Annotated in this window: 14 protein-coding genes and 1 pseudogene; 6 read left to right on the top strand and 9 right to left on the bottom strand. The window is 73.2% G+C overall.

Features of this window, described 5'->3' with window-relative positions; all coding sequences use genetic code 11:
- Positions 1–37 precede the first annotated feature (37 nt).
- From F8R89_RS24570 to F8R89_RS24550, 5 genes are all read right to left on the bottom strand, one after another.
- Positions 38–256 carry an EF-hand domain-containing protein gene (locus F8R89_RS24570; RefSeq protein WP_151785979.1) on the bottom strand — a complete coding sequence of 73 codons (219 nt, stop codon included), beginning with the start codon at positions 254–256 and terminating at the stop codon, positions 38–40.
- Between the two features lie 97 nt (positions 257–353).
- Positions 354–857 (bottom strand): ATP-binding protein, encoded by a 504-nt coding sequence (locus tag F8R89_RS24565; protein WP_151785978.1) that lies wholly within the window; start codon positions 855–857, stop codon positions 354–356.
- Between the two features lie 293 nt (positions 858–1150).
- Complete coding sequence (locus F8R89_RS24560; protein WP_151785977.1) at positions 1151–1918, bottom strand: enoyl-CoA hydratase/isomerase family protein; 768 nt, start codon at positions 1916–1918, stop codon at positions 1151–1153.
- Positions 1919–2042: 124 nt separating this feature from the next.
- On the bottom strand, positions 2043–3284 hold the full coding sequence (locus F8R89_RS24555; RefSeq protein WP_192806215.1) for a L,D-transpeptidase: 1242 nt from the start codon (positions 3282–3284) through the stop codon (positions 2043–2045).
- A gap of 179 nt (positions 3285–3463) precedes the next feature.
- Positions 3464–4711: a L,D-transpeptidase gene (locus tag F8R89_RS24550; protein ID WP_151785975.1), complete on the bottom strand. Its 1248-nt coding sequence runs from the start codon at positions 4709–4711 to the stop codon at positions 3464–3466.
- Positions 4712–4869: 158 nt separating this feature from the next.
- On the opposite strand from F8R89_RS24550, the gene glgX reads away from it, so the two are divergent.
- Positions 4870–7125: a glycogen debranching protein GlgX gene (glgX, locus tag F8R89_RS24545; protein WP_151785974.1), complete on the top strand. Its 2256-nt coding sequence runs from the start codon at positions 4870–4872 to the stop codon at positions 7123–7125.
- On the opposite strand, the gene F8R89_RS24540 is transcribed toward glgX, so the two are convergent.
- From F8R89_RS24540 to F8R89_RS24525, 4 genes are read right to left on the bottom strand one after another with little or no spacing between them, the layout of a single operon-like run.
- The gene (locus tag F8R89_RS24540) at positions 7126–7773 is read right to left on the bottom strand and encodes a response regulator (RefSeq protein ID WP_151785973.1); all 648 of its coding nucleotides are present in this window, start codon (positions 7771–7773) and stop codon (positions 7126–7128) included.
- A complete protein-coding gene (locus F8R89_RS24535) occupies positions 7763–9019 on the bottom strand; it encodes a sensor histidine kinase (RefSeq protein ID WP_151785972.1) in 1257 nt (418 codons plus the stop codon). Before F8R89_RS24535 ends, F8R89_RS24540 begins: the two co-directional genes overlap by 11 nt.
- A gap of 25 nt (positions 9020–9044) precedes the next feature.
- On the bottom strand, positions 9045–9779 hold the full coding sequence (locus tag F8R89_RS24530; protein ID WP_151785971.1) for an ABC transporter permease: 735 nt from the start codon (positions 9777–9779) through the stop codon (positions 9045–9047).
- The gene (locus F8R89_RS24525; protein ID WP_151785970.1) at positions 9776–10678 is read right to left on the bottom strand and encodes an ABC transporter ATP-binding protein; all 903 of its coding nucleotides are present in this window, start codon (positions 10676–10678) and stop codon (positions 9776–9778) included. Before F8R89_RS24525 ends, F8R89_RS24530 begins: the two co-directional genes overlap by 4 nt.
- Before the next feature lie 207 nt (positions 10679–10885).
- On the opposite strand from F8R89_RS24525, the gene F8R89_RS24520 reads away from it, so the two are divergent.
- The 5 genes and pseudogenes from F8R89_RS24520 to F8R89_RS24500 all read left to right on the top strand — a co-directional run bounded on the left by F8R89_RS24520 (position 10886) and on the right by F8R89_RS24500 (position 19815).
- Entirely contained in the window at positions 10886–12670 is a 1785-nt protein-coding gene (locus tag F8R89_RS24520; protein ID WP_151785969.1) for an ABC transporter ATP-binding protein, read from the top strand.
- The gene (locus F8R89_RS24515) at positions 12667–14520 is read left to right on the top strand and encodes an ABC transporter ATP-binding protein (RefSeq protein WP_151785968.1); all 1854 of its coding nucleotides are present in this window, start codon (positions 12667–12669) and stop codon (positions 14518–14520) included. Before F8R89_RS24520 ends, F8R89_RS24515 begins: the two co-directional genes overlap by 4 nt.
- A pseudogene (locus F8R89_RS24510) lies at positions 14521–15873 on the top strand (ABC transporter transmembrane domain-containing protein); the annotation flags it as partial. It lies immediately after the preceding gene.
- Positions 15870–17648 carry an ABC transporter ATP-binding protein gene (locus F8R89_RS24505; RefSeq protein ID WP_151785967.1) on the top strand — a complete coding sequence of 593 codons (1779 nt, stop codon included), beginning with the start codon at positions 15870–15872 and terminating at the stop codon, positions 17646–17648. The pseudogene F8R89_RS24510 and the gene F8R89_RS24505, both read left to right, overlap by 4 nt.
- 136 nt (positions 17649–17784) lie before the next feature.
- The gene (locus F8R89_RS24500; protein ID WP_151785966.1) at positions 17785–19815 is read left to right on the top strand and encodes an NAD(+) synthase; all 2031 of its coding nucleotides are present in this window, start codon (positions 17785–17787) and stop codon (positions 19813–19815) included.
- Positions 19816–19995: the final 180 nt, after the last annotated feature.

Raw genomic sequence — 19995 nt, 5'->3', positions numbered from 1 at the left:
GCCTTCCGCGGGAGGAGGGCGCCCCTTCGGGGAGGTCCTACTTGTTCAGGAAGGCCCAGAACTCGTCGAAGGACAGCACCTTGTCGCCGTTGAGGTCGCGGCTCTTGATGATGGCCTCGGCGACGGACTCGGTGACGTTCCAGTCGCCGCCCTGGGCGAGGGCGGTCTTGAACTCGGCGGCGGTGATGGTGCCGTCGCCGTCCGCATCGATGCGCTCGAACTGCTTGCGTGCTTCCTCGATGTCGATGTGCGCCACCGGTCCGCCCCTCTTGTCGCGTGTACTCGCGTCACGTCGTGTCGTGCTGGCTTTGTGCCGCAGGTCAGATTATCCGTTCGCGGAGGCGGGGCGGCCCTCAGCGTTCGGTGACCCTCATCTCGAACCAGGTGGTCTTGCCGCGGGGCAGCAGATCCACGCCCCAGCGGTCGGCGAGCTTGTCGACGAGGAAGAGCCCCCGGCCGCTGACGTCCATCTCCTGGACCGGCATCAGACAGGGCAGACCGCGGGAGGGGTCGCGGACCTCGATCCGGATCCAGCCGCGCCGGCGGCGCATCCGTAAGCCGAACACCCGGGCGCCGGTGTGACGGACGGCGTTGCCGACGAGTTCGGAGACGAGGAGCACGGCGTCCTCAGCCATCCTGGGGCCTAGGGCCCACTGCCGCAGGACCACCGTCTGGGTCAGCCGGCGTGCGGTGGCGGCGGACTCGGGGCGGGACGGCAGCGGAACTTCGGCCTCCGTGGGATCGCCGAACAACTCCAGCGCCTTCGCGGCAGTTTCGTCCTCGACCGCCGGCGACCAGCGCGCCGCGGCCGCACGGCTGTGTCCCCGCGGCTGTTCGATACCCTCCAGCCCCGCCATGCCCCCATCATGGCCGTCCGCGGGCCTCCGCGTGGCCGTTCCCGAGGAATACACCCCCCGGAAGCGGTCATTCCGCCGCAGCCGATCGGCATATGCCACGGGCAGTTCGGAGCCGTCCACAGCCCCGCTGAGCTGCGGCGGAAGCCCCTCCGACGGCCTTTGACCGGCTCCCTCGACAAGGTGCGCTTAAGGCTGCCTTAAGGCTCCCATAAAGTGCCCCATCGAGGGATCCGGGTCAGACACGGTGTCAATTGCAAGGGGTCCGGCGGACTTTCACGGACCGCGCGGACGCGTCAGAGGAACTTCGCCTTGCCGGGGCCCTCCTCGACGAAGCTGCGCATCCCGCGTTCGCGATCTTCGGTCGCGAACAGGCCCGCGAACCAGTTCCGCTCGACGGCGAGGCCCGTCTCGATGTCGGTCTCCAGGCCGGTGTCGATGGACTCCTTGGCCGCGCGCAGCGCGATCGCCGGCCCCTGGGCCAGCTTCGCCGCCCAGGCGTGCGCCTCGGCGTAGACCTGGTCGGCGGCCACCACGCGGTCCACCAGGCCGAGTTCACGGGCCTCCTCGGCCTTGACCATCCGGCCCGTGAAGATCAGGTCCTTGGCCTTCGACGGGCCGACCAGACGGGCCAGCCGCTGGGTGCCGCCCGCGCCCGGGATGAGGCCGAGCAGGATCTCGGGCTGGCCCAGCTTGGCGTTGTCCGCGGCGATGCGGAAGTCGGCGCACAGCGCCAGCTCGCAGCCGCCGCCGAGCGCGTAGCCGGTCACGGCGGCCACCACGGGCTTGGGGATGCGGGCCACCGCCGTGAAGGACTCCTGCAGGGCGCGGGCCCGCACGACCATCGCCGCGTGGTCCATGGCCTGCATCTCCTTGATGTCCGCGCCGGCCGCGAACACCTTCTCCCCGCCGTAGATCACCACGGCCCGCACGTCGTCACGACGGCCGGCCTCCTCGGCGAGCTCCTTGAGCCGGTCCTGGGTGGCGACGTCCAGCGCGTTCATCGGCGGCCGGTCGAGACGGAGGGTACCGACGCCTTCGGCGACTTCGAGATTCACGGTCATGCGAGCAGGTTAACGGGGGCTAACCCGGGCCGGAGAGGTGCGGTCGGTCACATCCCGCGCCGGAGAACGCGAACGGCCCCGGCGCGGGTGCGCACCGGGGCCGTCGGGCCGTCACAGGCGGGCGTTACGCCTTCCACTTCTCCCAGGACATGTTCCAGCCGTTCAGGCCGTTGTCCGGGGCCACCGTGGCGTCGGCGGAGTTCTTCACGACGACGACGTCGCCGATCATCGAGCGGTTGTAGAACCAGGCGGCCGGGGCGTTCTTGTCCCAGGCGCCCTTGACGTCGCGCAGGCCCACGCAGCCGTGGCTGGCGTTGGTGTTGCCGAAGGCGCCGCCCGCCCAGTAGTTGCCGTGGATGAAGGTGCCGGAGTCGGTCAGGCGGATGGCGTGCGGCACGTCCTTGATGTCGTACTCGCCGGCGTAGCCGACCGTGTCGCCGTTCATCCGGGTCTGGACGAACTTCTCGGTCATGACCATCTGGCCGTTCCAGGTCTCGTAGCCGGGCGCGCCCGTGGTGACCGGGATGGTTTTGATGGTCTTGCCGTCGCGGGTGACCTTCATCTTCTTGGTCTTCACGTCGACGTAGGAGACCTGGCTGCGGCCGATGGTGAAGGTGATCTTCTTGTCCTGCTTGCCGTAGACGCCGTCGCGGCCCTCGACGCCGTCGAGGTCGAGGTCGACGGTGACCTTGGTGCCGGCCTTCCAGTACTTCTCGGGCCGGAAGTCCAGGCGGTCGTTGCCGAACCAGTGACCGGCGACCTCGACGGCCGGTTCGGTCTTGATGGTGATGGCCTTCTCGACGTCCTCCGGGTTGGTGATGCCCCGGTCGAAACGGAGGGAGAACGGCATGCCGACCCCGACCGTGGAGCCGTCCTCGGGGGTGAACCTGCCGAGGAAGGTGGCCTTCGGGGTGAGCGTGGTGAAGCCGGAGTCCTGCGTGGTCTCGACACCCTCGGTGTCCTTGGCGACCGCGTGCACGGTGTACTTCGTGGAGGCGGCGAGATGCCGGGACGGCGTCCAGGTGGCGCCGTCGCCGGATATCTCGCCGTCGACCGCGTTGCCCTTGGCGTCCTTGACCTCGACGGCGGTCAGCTTGCCCTTGGCCGCGGTGACCTTCAGCGCGCCGCTGGTGTCGACGGACTTCGCCCCGTCCTTCGGGACTATCGTCACCTCCGCGCTGGACTTGCGGACCTCGGCCTGCGAGGAGTCGCCGCCCTTGCCCGCGTCCGCGCCCTTGCCCGATCCGCCGCCGCCCCCGCACGCGGTGACCGCCAGCAGCAGCACTCCGGCCAGTGCCGCCATGCCCTTGCGTCCGCGCCGCGCGCGTGCGTCAACCGACGCCCCCGATATCGGCCGCACGTTCAATTCCGTGTCCCTCCCCCGGGCCTCAGCGGGCCCAATCCCCCGCGCGTCCACCGCGCTCACCGGCGCATATTAACCACAAGGTCAGGTCGCCGACGTCGGTGCGTCTGTCACCGTTTCGTTCCAACATCGCCGGGCGGGCGGGACGGCCCCCCGCCGCCCCATCCGGCCCCGCCCGCCGCCTACTTCACGGCGCTCCCCGCCTTCCAGTCCTTCCAGCCCATGTTCCATCCGCCGAGGCCGTTGTCCGGGGCGACCTGCTTGTCGTTGCTGTGCACGACCTCGACGACGTCCCCGATGAGACTGCGGTCGAAGAACCAGCCCGCGGGGGTGTCGGAGCCGCCGCCCTTGACGTCCCGCAGACCCACGCACCCGTGGCTGACGTTGCTGTTCCCGAACACGGAGGCGTCCGCCCAGTAGTTGCCGTGCAGGAACGTGCCCGAGCGGGTCAGGCGCATGGCGTGCGGGACGTCGGGGATGTCGTACTCGCCCTTGCCGTCGGCCTTCGTGAAGCCGACGGTGGCGCCGTTCATCCGGGTCAGCTCCAGCATCTCGGTGACCACCATCTTGCCGTTGTAGGTGGTCGTCGCGGGGGCGCCCGCGGTCACCGGCACCGTCGTCAGCAGGGCGCCGTCGCGCCGCACCTCCATGGTGTGCCGGGCCGCGTCCACGACGGAGACCTGGTGGCGGCCGACGGTGAAGGAGAACGTCTTGCGCTGCAGGCCGTACACGTCCGGCGCCCCCTCGACGTCCCGCAGGTCCAGCGCGACGGTGACCCGGGTGCCGGGCTTCCAGTAGTGCTCGGGGCGGAAGTCCAGGCGGGTCGCGCCGAACCAGTGCGGGCGGATCTCCACGGCCGGTTCGGCGGTGACGCGGACGGCGCGCTCCACGGCGGCCCGGTGGGCGATCGCGCGGTTGAACTCCAGGGAGACGATCATCCCGGTGCCGACCGTCGCCCGGTCCTCGGGGGTGACGTAGCCGATGAACCGCTTCTCGGGGACGTACGTGGTGAAGGTCGTGTGCCGTGCGCTGCGGCGTCCGTGGCCGTCGAGGGCCACCGCGTCGACCGTGTACCGGGCGGCCAGCGCGAGCCGGGGCTCGTCCGGCTCCCAGCGCAGGCCGTCCTTGGAGAGGTGCCCGGGCACCGGGGTCTCCTCGGCGTCCTGCGACTTCACCACCCGCACCGACTCCAGGCGCCCGCTGCGCACCCGGACCAGCAGCCGGTCGTCCGGGGACGCGCCCTTGGTGCCGTCCTCCGGTGTCACCCGGATGACGTCCTCGGGCGCGGGTGCCTTGTTCAGCACCTGGCCGAGCCCGGCCGCGTCGCCGTCCTCGGTGCAGCCGGCCACTCCGGCCAGCAGTCCCGCCCATGTCAGTACGGCGGCCACCACGGCCACCGCGCGCCGCGCGCGCCCTTGTACGTGCCTCACGAAGACCCCAACGACGGGGGCGGCCCTGGGGAAACGTGAGTGCGAGCCACGCGATGGGCAGAACAGTGGGGAGACGACGCGACGGGGAGCCGCGGTACGGGACGCCCGCGGCCCCCTTCCCTTACGCGTGTGGTCCCTGAGCCGTGGGAGGCCGTCAGGTGTCGAGCGCAGCCGAGCAGGAGGCGGTGGCCGGGGCGGTCGCCGCCGAGGAGGGGCGCCCGGCCACCGCGGTGAACGGGGCACGCGGCAGGGCGCCGGGGGTGCCCGTGTGGCCGGGGACGCCGGTGCCGCTCGGCGCCCGCTTCCGGGTGGGCCCGGACGGGGTGGCGGGCACCAACTTCGCGCTGTGGGCGGGTGGGGCGGAGGCCGTGGAGCTGTGTCTGTTCGACGAGCGGGGCAAGGAGACCCGCGCCCGGCTGACCGAGCTGACGCACGAGATCTGGCACGGCTTCGTGCCCGGGGTGATGCCCGGGCAGCGCTACGGCTACCGGGTGCACGGCCGCTGGGACCCGTGGACCGGCGCCCGCTGGAACCCTGCGAAGCTGCTCCTCGACCCGTACGCGCGCGCGGTGGACGGCGACTTCGGCCTGCCGCCCGAGGTGTACGGCCATGTCCGGGACTGGCCCCAGCAGCATGTCGCGGACACCGTGCGCGACGAGCGGGACTCGGCGCCGTACGTCCCCAAGGGCGTGGTCGTGCACGACGACGCCCCCGACGACGAGTGGCGGGACGACCGCCGCCCGAAGACGCCCTGGGCCGACTCGGTGATCTACGAGCTGCATGTGCGCGGCTTCACCCGGCTGCACCCCGGCATCCCGGAGGAGCTGCGCGGCACCTACGCCGGGCTGGCGCACCCGGCGGCGATCGAGCATCTGGTGAGGCTGGGGGTGACGGCGGTGGAGCTGCTGCCGGTGCACCAGTTCGCGCACGAGGACCATCTGCTGCGGCGGGGTCTGCGCAACTACTGGGGCTACAACTCCATCGGCTACTTCGCCCCGCACGCCGGGTACGCCGCCTCGGGGACGACCGGCCAGCAGGTCGGCGAGTTCAAGCGGATGGTGCGCGCCCTGCACGCGGCCGGGATCGAGGTCATCCTCGACGTCGTCTACAACCACACGGCGGAGGCGGGCGAGCTGGGGCCGACGCTGTCGCTGAAGGGCATCGACAACCGCGGCTACTACCGCCTCCAGCACGACGCCCGCCGCTACGCCGACTACACGGGCTGCGGGAACACCCTGCACGTCGTCCAGCCGCACGTGCTGCGGCTCATCACCGACTCGCTGCGGTACTGGGTGACGGAGATGGGGGTGGACGGCTTCCGGTTCGACCTGGCCGCCGCGCTGGCCCGTTCGATGCACGACGTCGACATGCTGTCGCCGTTCCTCGCGGTGATCGCGCAGGACCCCGTGCTGCGCCGGGTGAAGCTGATCGCCGAGCCGTGGGACGTCGGCTCGGGCGGCTACCAGGTGGGCGCCTTCCCCCCGCTGTGGACGGAGTGGAACGACCGCTACCGGGACGCCGTGCGGGACTTCTGGCGCGGTGCCCTGCCGGACGTACGGGACCTCGGGTACCGCCTGTCGGGGTCGAGCGACCTGTACGCGTGGGGAGGGCGCAGGCCGTACGCCTCGGTGAACTTCGTGACCGCGCACGACGGTTTCACGCTGCGGGACATGGTGTCCTACGAGCACAAGCACAACGAGGCGAACGGCGAGGGCAACCGGGACGGCTCCCACGACAACCGGTCCTGGAACTGCGGCGCCGAGGGCGAGACGGACGACGCGGAGGTCCTCGCGCTGCGGCGGCGCCAGCTGCGGAACCTGCTGACCACGCTGCTGCTGTCGACGGGTGTGCCGATGCTGGTCGCGGGCGACGAGATGGGGCGCACCCAGCGCGGCAACAACAACGCCTACTGCCAGGACAACGAGATCAGCTGGCTGGACTGGGGGCTGCTGGAGGAGCCGGGCTGGAAGGCGCTGTCCGACCTGACGGCGCGGCTGATCGCGCTGCGCCACCGGCATCCGGTGCTGCGCCGCCGGGCGTTCTTCTCGGGCCGGGCGCACTCGGCGGACGGGCTGCGCGACCTGGCCTGGTTCACCGCGCGCGGCACGGAGATGACGGAGGCCGACTGGTACGCGCCGGCCGCCACGCTCGGCATGTATCTGTCCGGGCGGGACATCCCGGGCCGGGACGAGCGGGGGGCGCCCGTCCTCGACGACAGCTTCCTCGTGGTGCTGCACGCCGGGCACCGGCCGGTGCGGTTCGTCCTGCCGGGGACGCCGTGGGCGCGGCGCTACGAGGTGGTGGTCGACACCTCGCGGGAGGAGCAGGACGGGGCGCCGGGCGTGGAGCACCGGGCGGGGACGGAGATCACCGTGCCGGAGCGGGCCGTGCTGCTGCTGCGGGTGGCCGGCTGATCAGCCGAGGATGCCCCGCTCGTAGGCGGTGGCGACGGCGGCCGCGCGGTCGTTGACGCCGAGCTTGGCGTACAGATGCGTGAGGTGCGTCTTCACGGTGGCCTCGCTGATGAACAGCTCGCGGGCGATCTCCCGGTTGGAGGTGCCCCGGGCGACCAGCGCGAGGACCTCGCGCTCGCGTGCCGACAGCGGTTCGTCGCGCTCGTTCCTCGGGGTGCGCACGGCGGAGACCAGCCGGGAGGCGACGGCCGGCGAGAGGACCGTACGGCCCTCGGCGGCGGCCCGGACCGCGGTGAACAGCTCGTCGCGCGGGGCGTCCTTGAGGAGATAGCCGGTGGCGCCCGCCTCGATGGCGGGCAGGGTGTCGGTGTCGGTGTCGTAGGTGGTCAGGACGAGGACCCGGGCGCGGGCGCCGGTGCGGGTGAGGTGGGCGATGGCCGCGACCCCGCCGCCGCCCGGCATGCGCAGGTCCATGAGGATCACGTCCGGGTCGAGGGCGGCGGCCCGTTCCACGGCCTCCTCGCCGCTCGCGGCCTCGCCGAGCACGGTGAAGCCGGGCGCGGACTCGAACATGCCGCGCAGTCCGTCCCGGACGACGGGGTGGTCGTCGGCGATCAGCAGGGTGATGGGGGACGTGTCAGGGCTCATGGCGCACCAACGGTACGCGAGCCGACAGGGCGGTGCCGCGGCCCGGTTCGGACTCCACGGCGAGGCAGCCGGCGATGCGTTCGGCGCGGGCCCGCATCCCGGCGAGCCCGAAGCCGCCGGCGCGGCTGCGTTCGGGCAGGGTGTCCGGGTCGAAGCCGCGGCCGTCGTCGCGGATGTCGAGGATGACCTCGTCGCCGAGGAAGGTGAGGGTGACGCCCACCCGGGTCGCGTCCGCGTGCCGGGCCGTGTTGGACAGGGCCTCCTGGGCGATGCGGAGCAGGGTCGCCGACAGCTCGTCGTGGAGGTGCTCGGTGGTGCCGGTGACGGTGAAGTCGGCGCGGGTTCCGGTGCGTTCGGACCACTCGGCGACCGTGCCCTTCAGTGCCTGCGGCAGGCCGTCGTGCTCCAGGGCGACGGGGGCGAGGTTGTGCACCGAGCGGCGGGCCTCGCCGAGGCTGTGCCGGGCGAGCGCGGAGGCGCGGTCGAGGTGGGTGCGGGCGGTGGCCAGGTCGGGGGCGCCTGCGACGACCTGGAGCTGGGCGATGATGCCGGTCAGGCCCTGCGCGATGGTGTCGTGGATCTCGGCGGCGAGCCGGCGGCGCTCGTCGGCGACGCCCGCCTCCCGGGCCTGGACGAGCAACTGGCTGTGCAGGGCGGCGTTCTCGGCGAGGGCCTGATGCAACGCCGTGTTGGCGCGCTCCAGTTCGGTGATGGTCTCGGCGCGGGCGCGGGAGCGTTCCTCCTGCTGGGCGGTGAGACGGCCGACGACGATCAGGAGGGCGCTGTTGACCAGCACCAGGCCGGCGAACATCGTCCATTGCAGGGGCCGGTGGAACGGCAGCCCGCCGGCCTGCGAGCCGGAGACGGTGATCGCGCAGGCGAACGGTCCCGCCCAGCGCAGCCGCCGCCCCCGCATCAGTTCCTCGGCGTCGAAGTAGCCGGCGGCCGCGTAGAACGCGAAGAACGGGTTGAGCCAGGTCAGCGCGAAGCCGAGGGCCCAGCGCACCGCGTAGTACACGGTCCCGGCCTTGGACGGGCCGGGCCGGGTGCGGCTCCAGCGCCCCCACCACAGCTGCCACCCGAAACCGGCGGCGACGAGCGCGCCGATCGCCGCCCGCTCCCCCGCGGCGGGCGTCAGCTCGGCGGTGGCCAGCGCCAGCAGCGTGGCGACGGCGAGCAGGACGTACGGCCCCCTGGCGCGGATCACCTGCCAGCGCCGCTCGATGTCCCGGTCCGACAGGGTCATGGCACCAGTCTGCACGGCGGGCCGCCTACTCCCAGCGGAACCAGCGGGCGGCCGCCCCGGACAGCAGCACCGCCCAGCCGGCCATCACGCCCAGGTCGGCCCAGCGGGGCCAGTCGCCGGCGGTGGCGTCCCCGAGGGCGCGGGCGGCGGCCCCGAACGGGGTGAGGACCACGATGTCCGCCATGAGGTCCGGCATCGACGGCACCGGCAGCCAGACGCCCGCGCAGAACAGCATCGGGAAGAAGACCACCGTGCCGACCGCGCCCGCCACCTTCACCGTGGGGGACACCGCCGAGATCAGCGAGCCGAGCGCGAGGGCGGCGAGGACCGCGAGGAGCAGTGCGAGCAGATAGGCGAACGGCTGCCGGGGCAGGTGGACGTCGCAGAGGACCCGGCCGACGGTGAGCGTCAGCAGCGCGGAGAGCACGGCGGCGACGGCGTGCACCAGCATCTGCGCGGACAGCAGGGCCGACGGGCGGACCGGTGTGGTGGCCATCCGGCGCAGGATGCCGTGCTCCCGGTAGCCGGTGAGCCCGGCCGGCATGGCCTGCACCCCGGCGACGATCAGGCCGACGAGCACGGTGACGGGGACGTAGGTGTCGACGACGCGCAGCCCGCCGAGCGCGTCCTGGGGTTCGCGGAACGCGGGGACGGCCCCGAGGATCACCAGCAGCAGCGGCGGGAAGGCGAGGATCCAGAACAGGCTGCCCGGTTCGCGGGCGAGCAGCCGGGCCTCGGTGCGCAGGACGGCGGTGTTCATGAGGTGGTCTCCGTGAGGTCCAGGTAGGCGTCGTCCAGGGTGGCGTCGCCGACGCGCAGGTGGTGGGCGGTGACGCGGTTCCGGGCGAGCAGGCTGATGACGGCGTTCACCGTCTCGTCGCCGCCGGCGAGGGTGATCCGGCCGTCCTTGTGGCTGACGGAGGCGAGTCCGGGCAGCGCGTTCAGCTCCCGTTCGTCCAGCGGGGCGGACGGCGTGAAGGTGATGACGGTGGCGCCGGCGGAGCGGCGGATGAGCCCGGCGGGCGTGTCGAGGGCGGCGACGCGGCCGTGGTCGATGACGGCGACGCGGTCGCAGAGCCGCTGCGCCTCCTCCATGAAGTGGGTGACGAGCAGGACGGTCACCCCGCTGTCCCGGACCTCCTCGACGAGTCGCCAGGTGTCGCGGCGGGCTCGCGGGTCGAGACCGGTGGTCAGTTCGTCGAGGACGACCACGCGCGGGTCGCCGACGAGGGCGAGCGCGATGAACAGGCGCTGCTTCTGCCCGCCGGACAGCTTGCCGAAGCGGGTGTCCAGCCGGGCGGTCAGGCCCAGGCGTTCGGCGAGCGGACGCCAGTCGGCGGGCGCCGGGTGCAGGGCCGCGTACAGGCGCAGCGCCTCGCCCACGGTGAGCTTCTCCTGGAGGCGCCCCTCCTGGAGCTGGGCGCCGAGGACGCGGGTGAGGCGGTCGTGGTCGGCGACGGGGTCGAGGCCGGCGACCCGCACCCGGCCGGCGTCGGGGACGCGGAGACCCTCGACGCATTCGACGGTGGTGGTCTTCCCGGCCCCGTTCGGGCCGAGGATGCCGAAGATCTCGCCCTCCTCGACGGTGAAGGACACGCCGTCGACGACGGTCCGGCCGCCGTAGGACTTGCGCAGATCGGTGACTTCGATGACGGGCATGCCCTCAGCCTCGCGGCGCGGGGCCGCCGGCGGCATCGGCCGTCCCGCTCGGAAACGCATCCCCCGATCGGATGATGGCCGGGGTACGACCTCGCCCCATTTCGTCGTACGGCCGCTCGAACACGCAGGTCGTAGGACCAGCGGCGGACCGGGGTCGGGTCAAAACTCGGTGGGAAGTGTCAGTGGCGAACCGTAGGCTCGCTGCTGATGGCCACTACACAGGAAACCCCGGGGAGCAGGACCGACCGATCCGCCGTGCGCACGCTGCTGCGCCTGTGGCCGTACGTGCGGCCGGTGCGGGCACGGTGGTTCACCGCCGCCGCCGTGGCCGTGGTCGCCTCCTGTCTGGCGCTCGTCATCCCGCTGGTCCTGAAGTGGATGGTGGACGGCCCGATCACCGACCGCGACCCGGCGGGCGTGTGGCTCGGCGCGCTGTTCCTGCTGCTCCTCGGCATAGGGGAGGCCCTGCTGTTCGGGCTGCGGCGCTGGCTGGTGGCGCGTCCGCTGGCCGGGGTCGAGGCGTCGATGCGCGCGGAGCTGTACCGGCATCTGCAGCGCCTGCCGGTGGCGTTCCACGACCGGTGGGCGTCGGGGCAGCTGCTGTCGCGCGGCACCACCGATCTGATGCTGGTCCGGATGTTCCTGGCGTTCCCGCTGACGTTCCTGCTGGTCAACAGCGTGACGATCCTGGTGGGCGTCGTCATCATGCTGGTCCAGGACGTCACGCTCGGGCTGGTGATCCTGGTGCCGGCGGTGCCCGTGATGGTCATGTGCGTCGTCTTCGAGAAGCGGTACGCGCTGGTGGCGCGGCGCGCGCAGGACCAGGTCGGCGATCTGACGACGCTCGTCGAGGAGAGCGTGCTCGGCATCCGGATCGTCAAGGGGTTCGGGCGGCACCGCAGCCAGGCCCGGGCGTTCCGGGAGATGGCGCGGACGCTGCGCGGCACGGAGTTGCACAAGGCCCGGCTGCTGGCGACGATCTGGGCCGTCATCATCACGCTCCCCGAGCTGGCGATCGGCGCGGCCCTCGTGCTGGGCACGGTGCGGGTCGCCGACGGCGACCTGTCGGCGGGCACCCTGGTGGCGTTCCTGTCGACGGCGCTGGCGCTGCGCTGGCCCGTGGACTCGATCGGCTTCCTGCTGGCGATGAGCCAGGAGGCGGCCACGGCCACCGACCGGTACTTCGAGGTGATGGACGCGGTCCCCGAGAGCCGCGAGGTGGCGCGGGCCCGGGAGGACGAGGCCGGCCGGGGGCTGCGCTTCGAGGGCGTGCGGTTCCGCTATCCGGACGCCCCCGAGGGCTCGCCGCCCGTCCTGGACGGCGTCGACCTGCACATCCGGCCCGGTGAGTCCCTGGCGCTCGTCGGCGCGACCGGCAGCGGCAAGACGACGCTGACCGCGCTGGTGCCGCGGCTGTACGAGCTGACGGCGGGCCGCATCACCCTGGACGGACGGGACATCGCGGCGATGCCGCGCGAGGAGCTGCGCTCTTTGGTGGCCGTCGCGTTCGAGGAGCCCACCCTGTTCTCCGCGAGCGTCGCGGACAACGTTCTCATGGGGACCGCCGCGGACGCCGGGGAGCCGGAGCTGGAGCGGGCCCTGGCGGTCGCGCAGGCCCGCTTCGCGCACGACCTGCCGCAGGGCACCGCGACCCAGGTCGGCGAGCAGGGGCTCAGCCTGTCCGGCGGGCAGCGCCAGCGTCTCGCGCTCGCCCGGGCCGTGGTGGGCCGCCCCCGCTTCCTCGTGCTGGACGACCCGCTGTCCGCCCTGGACGTGCACACCGAGGCGCTGGTCGAGGCGGCCCTGCGGGACGTCCTCGCGCAGACCACCGCCCTGATCGTGGCGCACCGCCCGTCGACGGTCCTGCTCGCGGACCGCGTGGCCCTCCTCTCCGGGGGCCGGATCGCCGCGGTCGGCACCCATCACGAACTGCTGCGGGACAACGCCGAGTACGCGCATCTCATGGCCGGAGCCGAGGAGGCAGCCCGATGACGGCGACGACCGCCACCCCGCCGGGCACGGACCGGCCCGACGGGCGCGCCGCCGCCCCCGACGACGCGTTCGACCACGACACCCTGCCCTCGCCGCCGGGGGCCACGGCCGCGCTGCTGCGGTCCCTGCTGGCCCCCATGAAGGCCCGGGTGGCGCTGACCACGCTGTTGCTGCTGCTCCAGCAGGCGGCCGTGCAGGCGGGGCCGCTGCTCGTGGCGTACGCCATCGACTCGGCGGTGCCGGCGTTCCGGCGGGACGACCTGGGGCCGCTGATCGCGGTCGCGGCCGGCTATCTGCTGTGCGCGGCGGCCTCCGGCGGTCTGCAGTACGCGTTCTTCCGCACGTCCGCCCGGGTGAACCAGGACGTGCTGCTCGACCTGCGGGGCCGTATCTTCCGGCACGCGCAGGCGCTGAGCGTCGACTTCCACGAGCGGTACACCTCGGGCCGGCTGATCTCCCGCTCCACCACGGACGTCGAGTCGCTGCGCGAACTGCTCGACGAGGGCCTGCAGGAACTCGTCACCGTCATCCTGTCGTTCGTCTACATCTCGGCGATGCTGCTGTGGCTGGACCTCGGGCTGGGCGCGGTGGCCGTGGCCTCCCTCGTGCCGCTGTACCTGCTCGTGCGCTCCTACGGGCGGCGGGCCGCGCGCGTGTACACCCAGCGGTCCACGGCGATCGCGGCCGTCATCGTGAAGTTCGTGGAGACGATGAACGGTATCCGTCCGGTGCGCGCGTTCCGCCGCGAGCGCGCCAACGACGACGACTTCCGGGTCCTCAACCACCGGCACGAGCGCACCAACGGCGACGCCCTGCTGGAGATGGCCCGGTACGTCGTGGGGTCCCGGCTGGTCGCCAACACGGCGGTCGCGGGGATGGTGCTGTGGGGCGCCTACCGGGTCGCGGGCGGCACGCTGGCGCTCGGGGTGCTGGCGGCGGCCGTGCTGTATCTGCGGCGGCTGTACGACCCCATCGACCGGCTCGGCATGTTCCTGAACTCGTACCAGTCGGCGGCGGCCTCCCTGGAGAAGATCGCCGGTCTGCTGGCGCAGACGCCGTCCGTGCCGGAACCGGCCGCGCCGAGGGAGCTTCCGGCCCTGGCGGGCGAGCATCCCGGGCGCGAGGTCGTCTTCGACGGCGTCCGGTTCGCCTACCGCACCGGCGGCGAGGTCCTGCCCCGCTTCGACCTGACCCTCCCGGCCGGGCAGACCGTGGCGGTCGTCGGCTCCACGGGCGCGGGCAAGTCGACGCTGGCCAAGCTGCTCGCCCGGTTCTACGACCCGTCCGAGGGGCGGGTCCTGCTGGACGGCGTGGACCTGCGCGACCTGGCGGTGCCCGAGCTGCGGCGCGGGGTGGTGATGGTGACGCAGGAGGCGTTCCTGTTCTCCGGGACGGTCGCGGAGAACATCGCGATCGGGCGGCCGGACGCGACCCGCGAGGAGATCGAGCGGGCGGCGAAGGCCATCGGGGCGCACGACTTCATCACCGCGCTGCCCGACGGCTACGACACCGACGTCCGCAAGCGGGGCGGCCGTATCTCGGCGGGCCAGCGGCAACTCGTGGCGTTCGCGCGCGCGTTGCTCGCCGACCCGGCGGTGCTGATCCTCGACGAGGCGACCAGCTCGCTGGACATCCCCGGGGAGCGGGCCGTGCAGCGCGCGATGGCGACGGTCCTGCGGGGCCGCACGGCGGTCGTCATCGCCCACCGGCTGTCCACGGTGGAGATCGCCGACCGGGTGCTGGTGATGGAGCACGGCAGGATCGTCGAGGACGGCACACCGGCCGACCTGGTGGCGGGCACGGGCCGCTTCGCGGACCTGCACCGGGCGTGGCGGGACAGCCTGGCGTGAGGCGCCGGGGAGGTCGTCACCATCGGGGTGGGCGACGTGCAGACCATCAGCACGTCCCTGACCGTCGTGGGTCCCGGGGTGGGCGCGGTCGTCGCCTATCTGGTGGTGGCCGGGCTGCTGGTGTCGGTGTCGGTGCCCATCGCGGTCGTGGTGCTGCTCGGGATGCCGCTGATCGGCGTGCTGGTCGGGCCGCTGCTGGGGCGGCTCCAGGGCACGGAGACGGAGTACCGCGAGCTGCAGGGGGTGCTGACCGCGCGGATCACCGATCTGGCGGGCGGGCTCCGCGTCCTCAACGGCCTCGGCGGCAAGGGCCTCGTCGCGGACGCCTTCCGGCGTGACTCGCAGCGGCTGCGGGCGCAGGGCTACCGGGTGGGCGCGGTCACCAGCTGGGTGCAGGCGCTCGGTGTGGGACTGCCGACGCTGTTCCTGGCGGTGGTGACCTGGCTGGCGGCCCGGCTCGCCGCCCAGGGCGCGATCACGGTCGGCGAACTGGTGTCGGTCTACGGCTATGTCGCGGTGCTGGTGGGGCCGGTGGCGTTCTTCATCGAGTGCGGCTACCAGGTCAGCCGGGGCGTGGTGGCGGCCCGGCGGGTCGTGCGGTTCCTGCGGCTGGAGCCGATGGAGGACACCGGCACCCGGGACGCGCCCGCCGAGCCGGCGCCGCTGTACGACCCCGAGTCGGGGGTGCGGGTCCTGCCGGGCCGGCTGACGGCGCTGGCCGGGGCGCGGCCCGCCGACGCGGCGGCCGTCGTCGACCGCCTCGGCCGGTTCACGCCGTCGGCGGCGACCTGGGGCGGTGTCCCGCTCGCCGACATCCCGGCGGCGCGGGTCCGGGAGCGCGTCCTGGTGGCCGACCACGAGGCGGACCTGTTCGCGGGCCCGCTGCGGGAGTTGGTGTCCGGGCACGCCGACCGGGACGAGACGGGGATCGGCCGGGCTCTGCGCACGGCGGTCGCGGAGGACATCGTGCGGGGTCTGCCGGACGGCCTGGACTCCCCGGTCGACGCGCAGGGCCGCAACCTGTCCGGTGGTCAGCGCCAGCGGGTCCGTCTGGTGCGCGCGCTGCTGGCCGACCCGGAGGTGCTGCTGGCCGTCGAGCCGACGTCGGCGCTGGACGCGCACACGGAGGCGCGGGTGGCCGAGCGGCTGCGCGCCGACCGCGCGGGGCGCACCACCGTCGTCACGACGACGTCCCCGCTCGTCCTGGACCGCGCGGACGTCGTGCACTACCTGGTCGACGGCAAGGTGGCGGCCACCGGGACGCACCGCGGCCTGCTGGACGACGAGCCCGGCTACCGGTCCCTGGTGGCGCGGGACGACGACGCGGAGGACGCCGAGGAGGTCGTGCGGTGACGGACGGACAACACGCCGAGGAGACCCCGCGCGGGGCGCTTCCGGTGGCCGGGCCCCAGGAGGTCCGCCGGGCCACCGCCCGCCTGGTGCGCGCGGACCCCCGCGCCTTCACGGCCGTGCTCGCCCTGAACGCGGCCGCGGCGCTCGCCGGTCTGGCCGCGCCCTGGCTGCTCGGCCGGATCGTCGACGAGGTCCGGGCCGGCTCCGGGGTGTCGGCCGTGGACCGGCTGGCCCTGGCCATCCTGGTGGCGGCGCTGACGCAGCTGCTCCTGGCCCGCTGGGCCCGCTACGTCGGCCACCGTTTCGGCGAGCGCACCCTCGCCCGGGTCCGCGAGGAGTACGTCCGCCGTACGCTCGCGCTGCCCGCGTCGGTCGTGGAGCGGGCCGGCACCGGCGACCTGACGGCGCGCGGCACCACGGACGTGACCGCCGTCGGCACCACCCTGCGGGACGCCGGGCCCGAACTGCTCATCAACGGCGTGCAGGTGCTGTTCCTGCTGGTCGCCGTGTTCGTGCTCGACCCCCTGTTCGGCGCCTGCGGGCTGCTCGGCCTGGTCGTGCTGTGGCCGGTGCTGCGCTGGTACCTGCGCCGGGCCCGGGCCGGCTACCTGGCGGAGGGCGCGGCCAACTCGGACGTCTCCGAGATACTGGCGGCCACCGCGTCCGGCGCCCGTACCGTCGAGGCGCTGCGGCTGGAGCGGCGGCGGGTGGCGGCGAGCCGGGACGCACTGGACGTCTCGCGCCGCGCCCGGCTGCACACGCTGTTCCTGCGCACGGTGTTCTTCCCGGCGGTCGAGATCGCCTATCTGGTGCCGGTGGTGACGGTCCTGCTGGTCGGCGGGGCCCTGCACGCGCGCGGCGCGATCAGCCTGGGCACGGTGGTCGCGGCGGCGCTGTACCTCCAGCAGATGGTCAACCCGCTGGACGAGATCCTGATGCGGGTGGAGCAACTGCAGAGCAGCGGCGCCTCGTTCGCCCGCGTGGAGGGGCTGGCCGGCGCCCCGCAGGCGACGGACGCGGACGGCCCGTCCCCCGACGGCGACCGCATCGACGTGACGGGTGTGCGCTACGCCTACGACCGGGGCGGCGAGGTCCTCGGCGGGGTCGATCTGGCGGTGCGGCCCGGCGAACGGCTCGCGGTCGTCGGCCCGTCGGGCGCCGGGAAGTCGACGCTGAGCCGGCTCCTCGCCGGCGTGGACGCGCCGACCGCCGGCGCGGTGACGGTCGGCGGGGTGCCGGTGGCCGGACTCGGCCCGGAGCAGCTGCGCCGGCAGGTCGTCCTGGTCACCCAGGAACACCATGTCTTCCTCGGCACCGTCCGCGACAACCTGCGGATCGCCGAGCCGTCCGCGCCGGACGACGCGCTGTGGGCGGCGCTCACGGCGGTCGGCGCCGACGGCTGGGTGCGGGAGCTTCCCGCCGGCCTGGACACCCGGCTCGGCGACGGCGGCAGCCCCACGGACGGCTCGCAGGCGCAGCAGCTCGCGCTGGCGCGGGTGGTGCTGGCCGACCCGCACACCCTGATCCTCGACGAGGCGACGGCCCTGCTCGACCCGACGACCGCCCGGCACACCGAGCGGGCGCTGGCAGCCGTGCTGCGGGGCCGTACGGTCATCGCCGTCGCCCACCGGCTGCACACCGCGCACGACGCGGACCGGGTGGCCGTGATGGAGGGCGGGCTGCTCACCGAGCTGGGCACGCACGAGGAGCTGGTCGCGGCCGGCGGGGCGTACGCGGCGCTGTGGGGGTCCTGGCACGGGGAGCGGCCCGCCTGAGGCCGGGGACCTGAATCCGTGCCCGAATGATCGGAAGATCTATGCTCGACGGGGTACCAGGGAGACACCCTTGGAGGCCTGACACGCCCCCAGAGGCCCGCCACACCGAGGAACGTCCAGCAGAAAGCACGGTCCATTGAACTTCTGGTCGATCTACCAGCACGGCTTCGCGCGGGTGGCCGCGTGCACGGGCCACACCGTCGTCGCCGACCCGCGGGCCAACGCGGAGGCCGCCCTGCGGCAGGCCCGGCGGTGCGCCGAGGAGGGCGTGGCGGTCGCCGTCTTCCCCGAGCTGGGGCTGACCGGCTACTCCATCGAGGACCTGCTGCTCCAGGACGTGGTGCTGGACGACGTGGAGCGGGCGCTGGACACGGTCGTCGCCGGGTCGGCGGACCTGCTGACGGTCCTCGTGGTGGGCGCCCCGCTGCGCCACCGGAACCGGGTCTACAACTGCGCGGTCGTGGTGCACCGGGGCCGGATCCTCGGGGTGGCGCCGAAGTCGTACCCGCCGAACTACCGCGAGTTCTACGAGAAGCGGCAGATCGCGTCCGGTGACGACGAGCGCGGCGGCACCATCCGGATCGGCGGCGAGGAGGTCCCGTTCGGCGTGGACCTGCTCTTCGAGGCGCGGGACGTGCCGGGACTGGTGCTGCACGCGGAGATCTGCGAGGACATGTGGGTGCCGGTGCCGCCGAGCGCGGAGGCGGCGCTCGCGGGTGCGACGGTGCTCGCGAACCTGTCGGGCAGCCCGATCACCGTGGGCCGGGCCGAGGACCGGCGGCTGCTGTGCCGTTCGGCGTCCTCGCGCTGCCTGGCGGCGTACGTGTACTCGGCGGCCGGGCTGGGCGAGTCGACGACGGACCTGTCCTGGGACGGGCAGACGATGATCTACGAGAACGGTGTGCTCCTCGCGGAGACGGACCGTTTCTCCGCCGACGACCAGTTCGCGGTGGCCGACGTCGACCTGGACCTGCTGCGCCAGGAGCGCCTGCGGATGGGCACGTTCGACGACAACCGGCGCACCCACGCCGGGCGCACCGGCGACTTCCGGCGGATCGCGTTCCTGCTGGACCCGCCGGCCGGCGACCTGGGCCTGCGGCGCCGGCTCGAGCGGTTCCCGTTCGTGCCCGCGGACGCCGACCGTCTCGCGCTGGACTGCTACGAGGCGTACAACATCCAGGTCGCGGGGCTCCAGCAGCGGCTGGCCGCGATCGGGAACCCGAAGGTCGTCATCGGGGTGTCCGGCGGTCTGGACTCCACGCACGCGCTGATCGTCGCGGCCCGCGCGATGGACCGGGCGGGCCGGCCGCGCAGCGACATCCTGGCGTTCACGCTGCCGGGCTTCGCCACCAGCGACCACACCAAGGACAACGCCCACAAGCTGATGAACTCGCTGGGCGTCACCGCGGCGGAGCTGGACATCACGCCGACCGCGCGGCTGATGCTGGAGGAGATGGGCCACCCGTTCGCGTCCGGCGAGCCGGTGTACGACGTCACCTTCGAGAACGTGCAGGCCGGTCTGCGCACCGACTACCTGTTCCGGCTGGCGAACCAGCGCGGCGGGATCGTGCTGGGCACGGGCGACCTGTCGGAGCTGGCGCTGGGCTGGTCGACGTACGGCGTCGGCGACCAGATGAGCCACTACAACGTCAACGGCGGGGTGCCGAAGACACTCATCCAGCATCTGATCCGCTGGGTCGTCGCCTCCGGCCAGTTCGACGAGGAGACCGGCCGCACGCTGACCGCGATCCTGGACACCGAGATCAGCCCGGAGCTGGTGCCGGGCGAGGAGATGCAGTCGACGGAGTCGAAGATCGGGCCGTACGCGCTGCACGACTTCACGCTGTTCCATGTGCTGCGGTACGGCTTCCGGCCGTCGAAGATCGCCTTCCTGGCGTGGCACGCCTGGCACGACGCCGAGGCCGGCGCCTGGCCGCCCGGCTTCCCCGAGGCCAAGCGGGTGGCGTACGACCTGGCGGAGATCAGGCGCTGGCTGGAGGTCTTCTGCCGTCGCTTCTTCGCGTTCGCACAGTTCAAGCGCTCCGCGATGCCCAACGGACCGAAGGTGTCGGCCGGCGGCTCGCTCTCCCCGCGCGGCGACTGGCGGGCGCCCTCCGACGGCAACGCGGCGGCGTGGCTGCGCGATCTGGAGCGCATCGACGTCTGAGGCGGTCGGGGCGCCCCGAGGCATCCGGGGCGCCCGAGGCGTCCGGTCCGTTTATCGAACGTGAACTCCCGGACAACGAACGATTTCCGGCCAAGTTCCTGACGCGCCCCTGACAGAAACCGCAATCACCTGCCACTCTTCCCACGGCCGCGACTCAGCAACCCCACAGCACCGCCGCAC

Origin of the sequence: Streptomyces sp. SS1-1 (assembly GCF_008973465.1) — a bacterium.
GTDB lineage: Bacteria > Actinomycetota > Actinomycetes > Streptomycetales > Streptomycetaceae > Streptomyces.
The sequence above is the reverse complement of the archived record's forward strand: the minus strand, read 5'-3'. Positions and strand labels throughout refer to the sequence as shown.

Coding starts and splice junctions, on each gene's coding strand:
- F8R89_RS24540 (WP_151785973.1), bottom strand. CDS start 7,773: ATGAGCCCTGACACGTCCCCCATCACCCTGCTGATCGCCGACGACCAC.
- F8R89_RS24525 (WP_151785970.1), bottom strand. CDS start 10,678: ATGCCCGTCATCGAAGTCACCGATCTGCGCAAGTCCTACGGCGGCCGG.
- F8R89_RS24515 (WP_151785968.1), top strand. CDS start 12,667: ATGACGGCGACGACCGCCACCCCGCCGGGCACGGACCGGCCCGACGGG.
- F8R89_RS24535 (WP_151785972.1), bottom strand. CDS start 9,019: ATGACCCTGTCGGACCGGGACATCGAGCGGCGCTGGCAGGTGATCCGC.
- F8R89_RS24565 (WP_151785978.1), bottom strand. CDS start 857: ATGGCGGGGCTGGAGGGTATCGAACAGCCGCGGGGACACAGCCGTGCG.
- F8R89_RS24520 (WP_151785969.1), top strand. CDS start 10,886: ATGGCCACTACACAGGAAACCCCGGGGAGCAGGACCGACCGATCCGCC.
- F8R89_RS24560 (WP_151785977.1), bottom strand. CDS start 1,918: ATGACCGTGAATCTCGAAGTCGCCGAAGGCGTCGGTACCCTCCGTCTC.
- F8R89_RS24530 (WP_151785971.1), bottom strand. CDS start 9,779: ATGAACACCGCCGTCCTGCGCACCGAGGCCCGGCTGCTCGCCCGCGAA.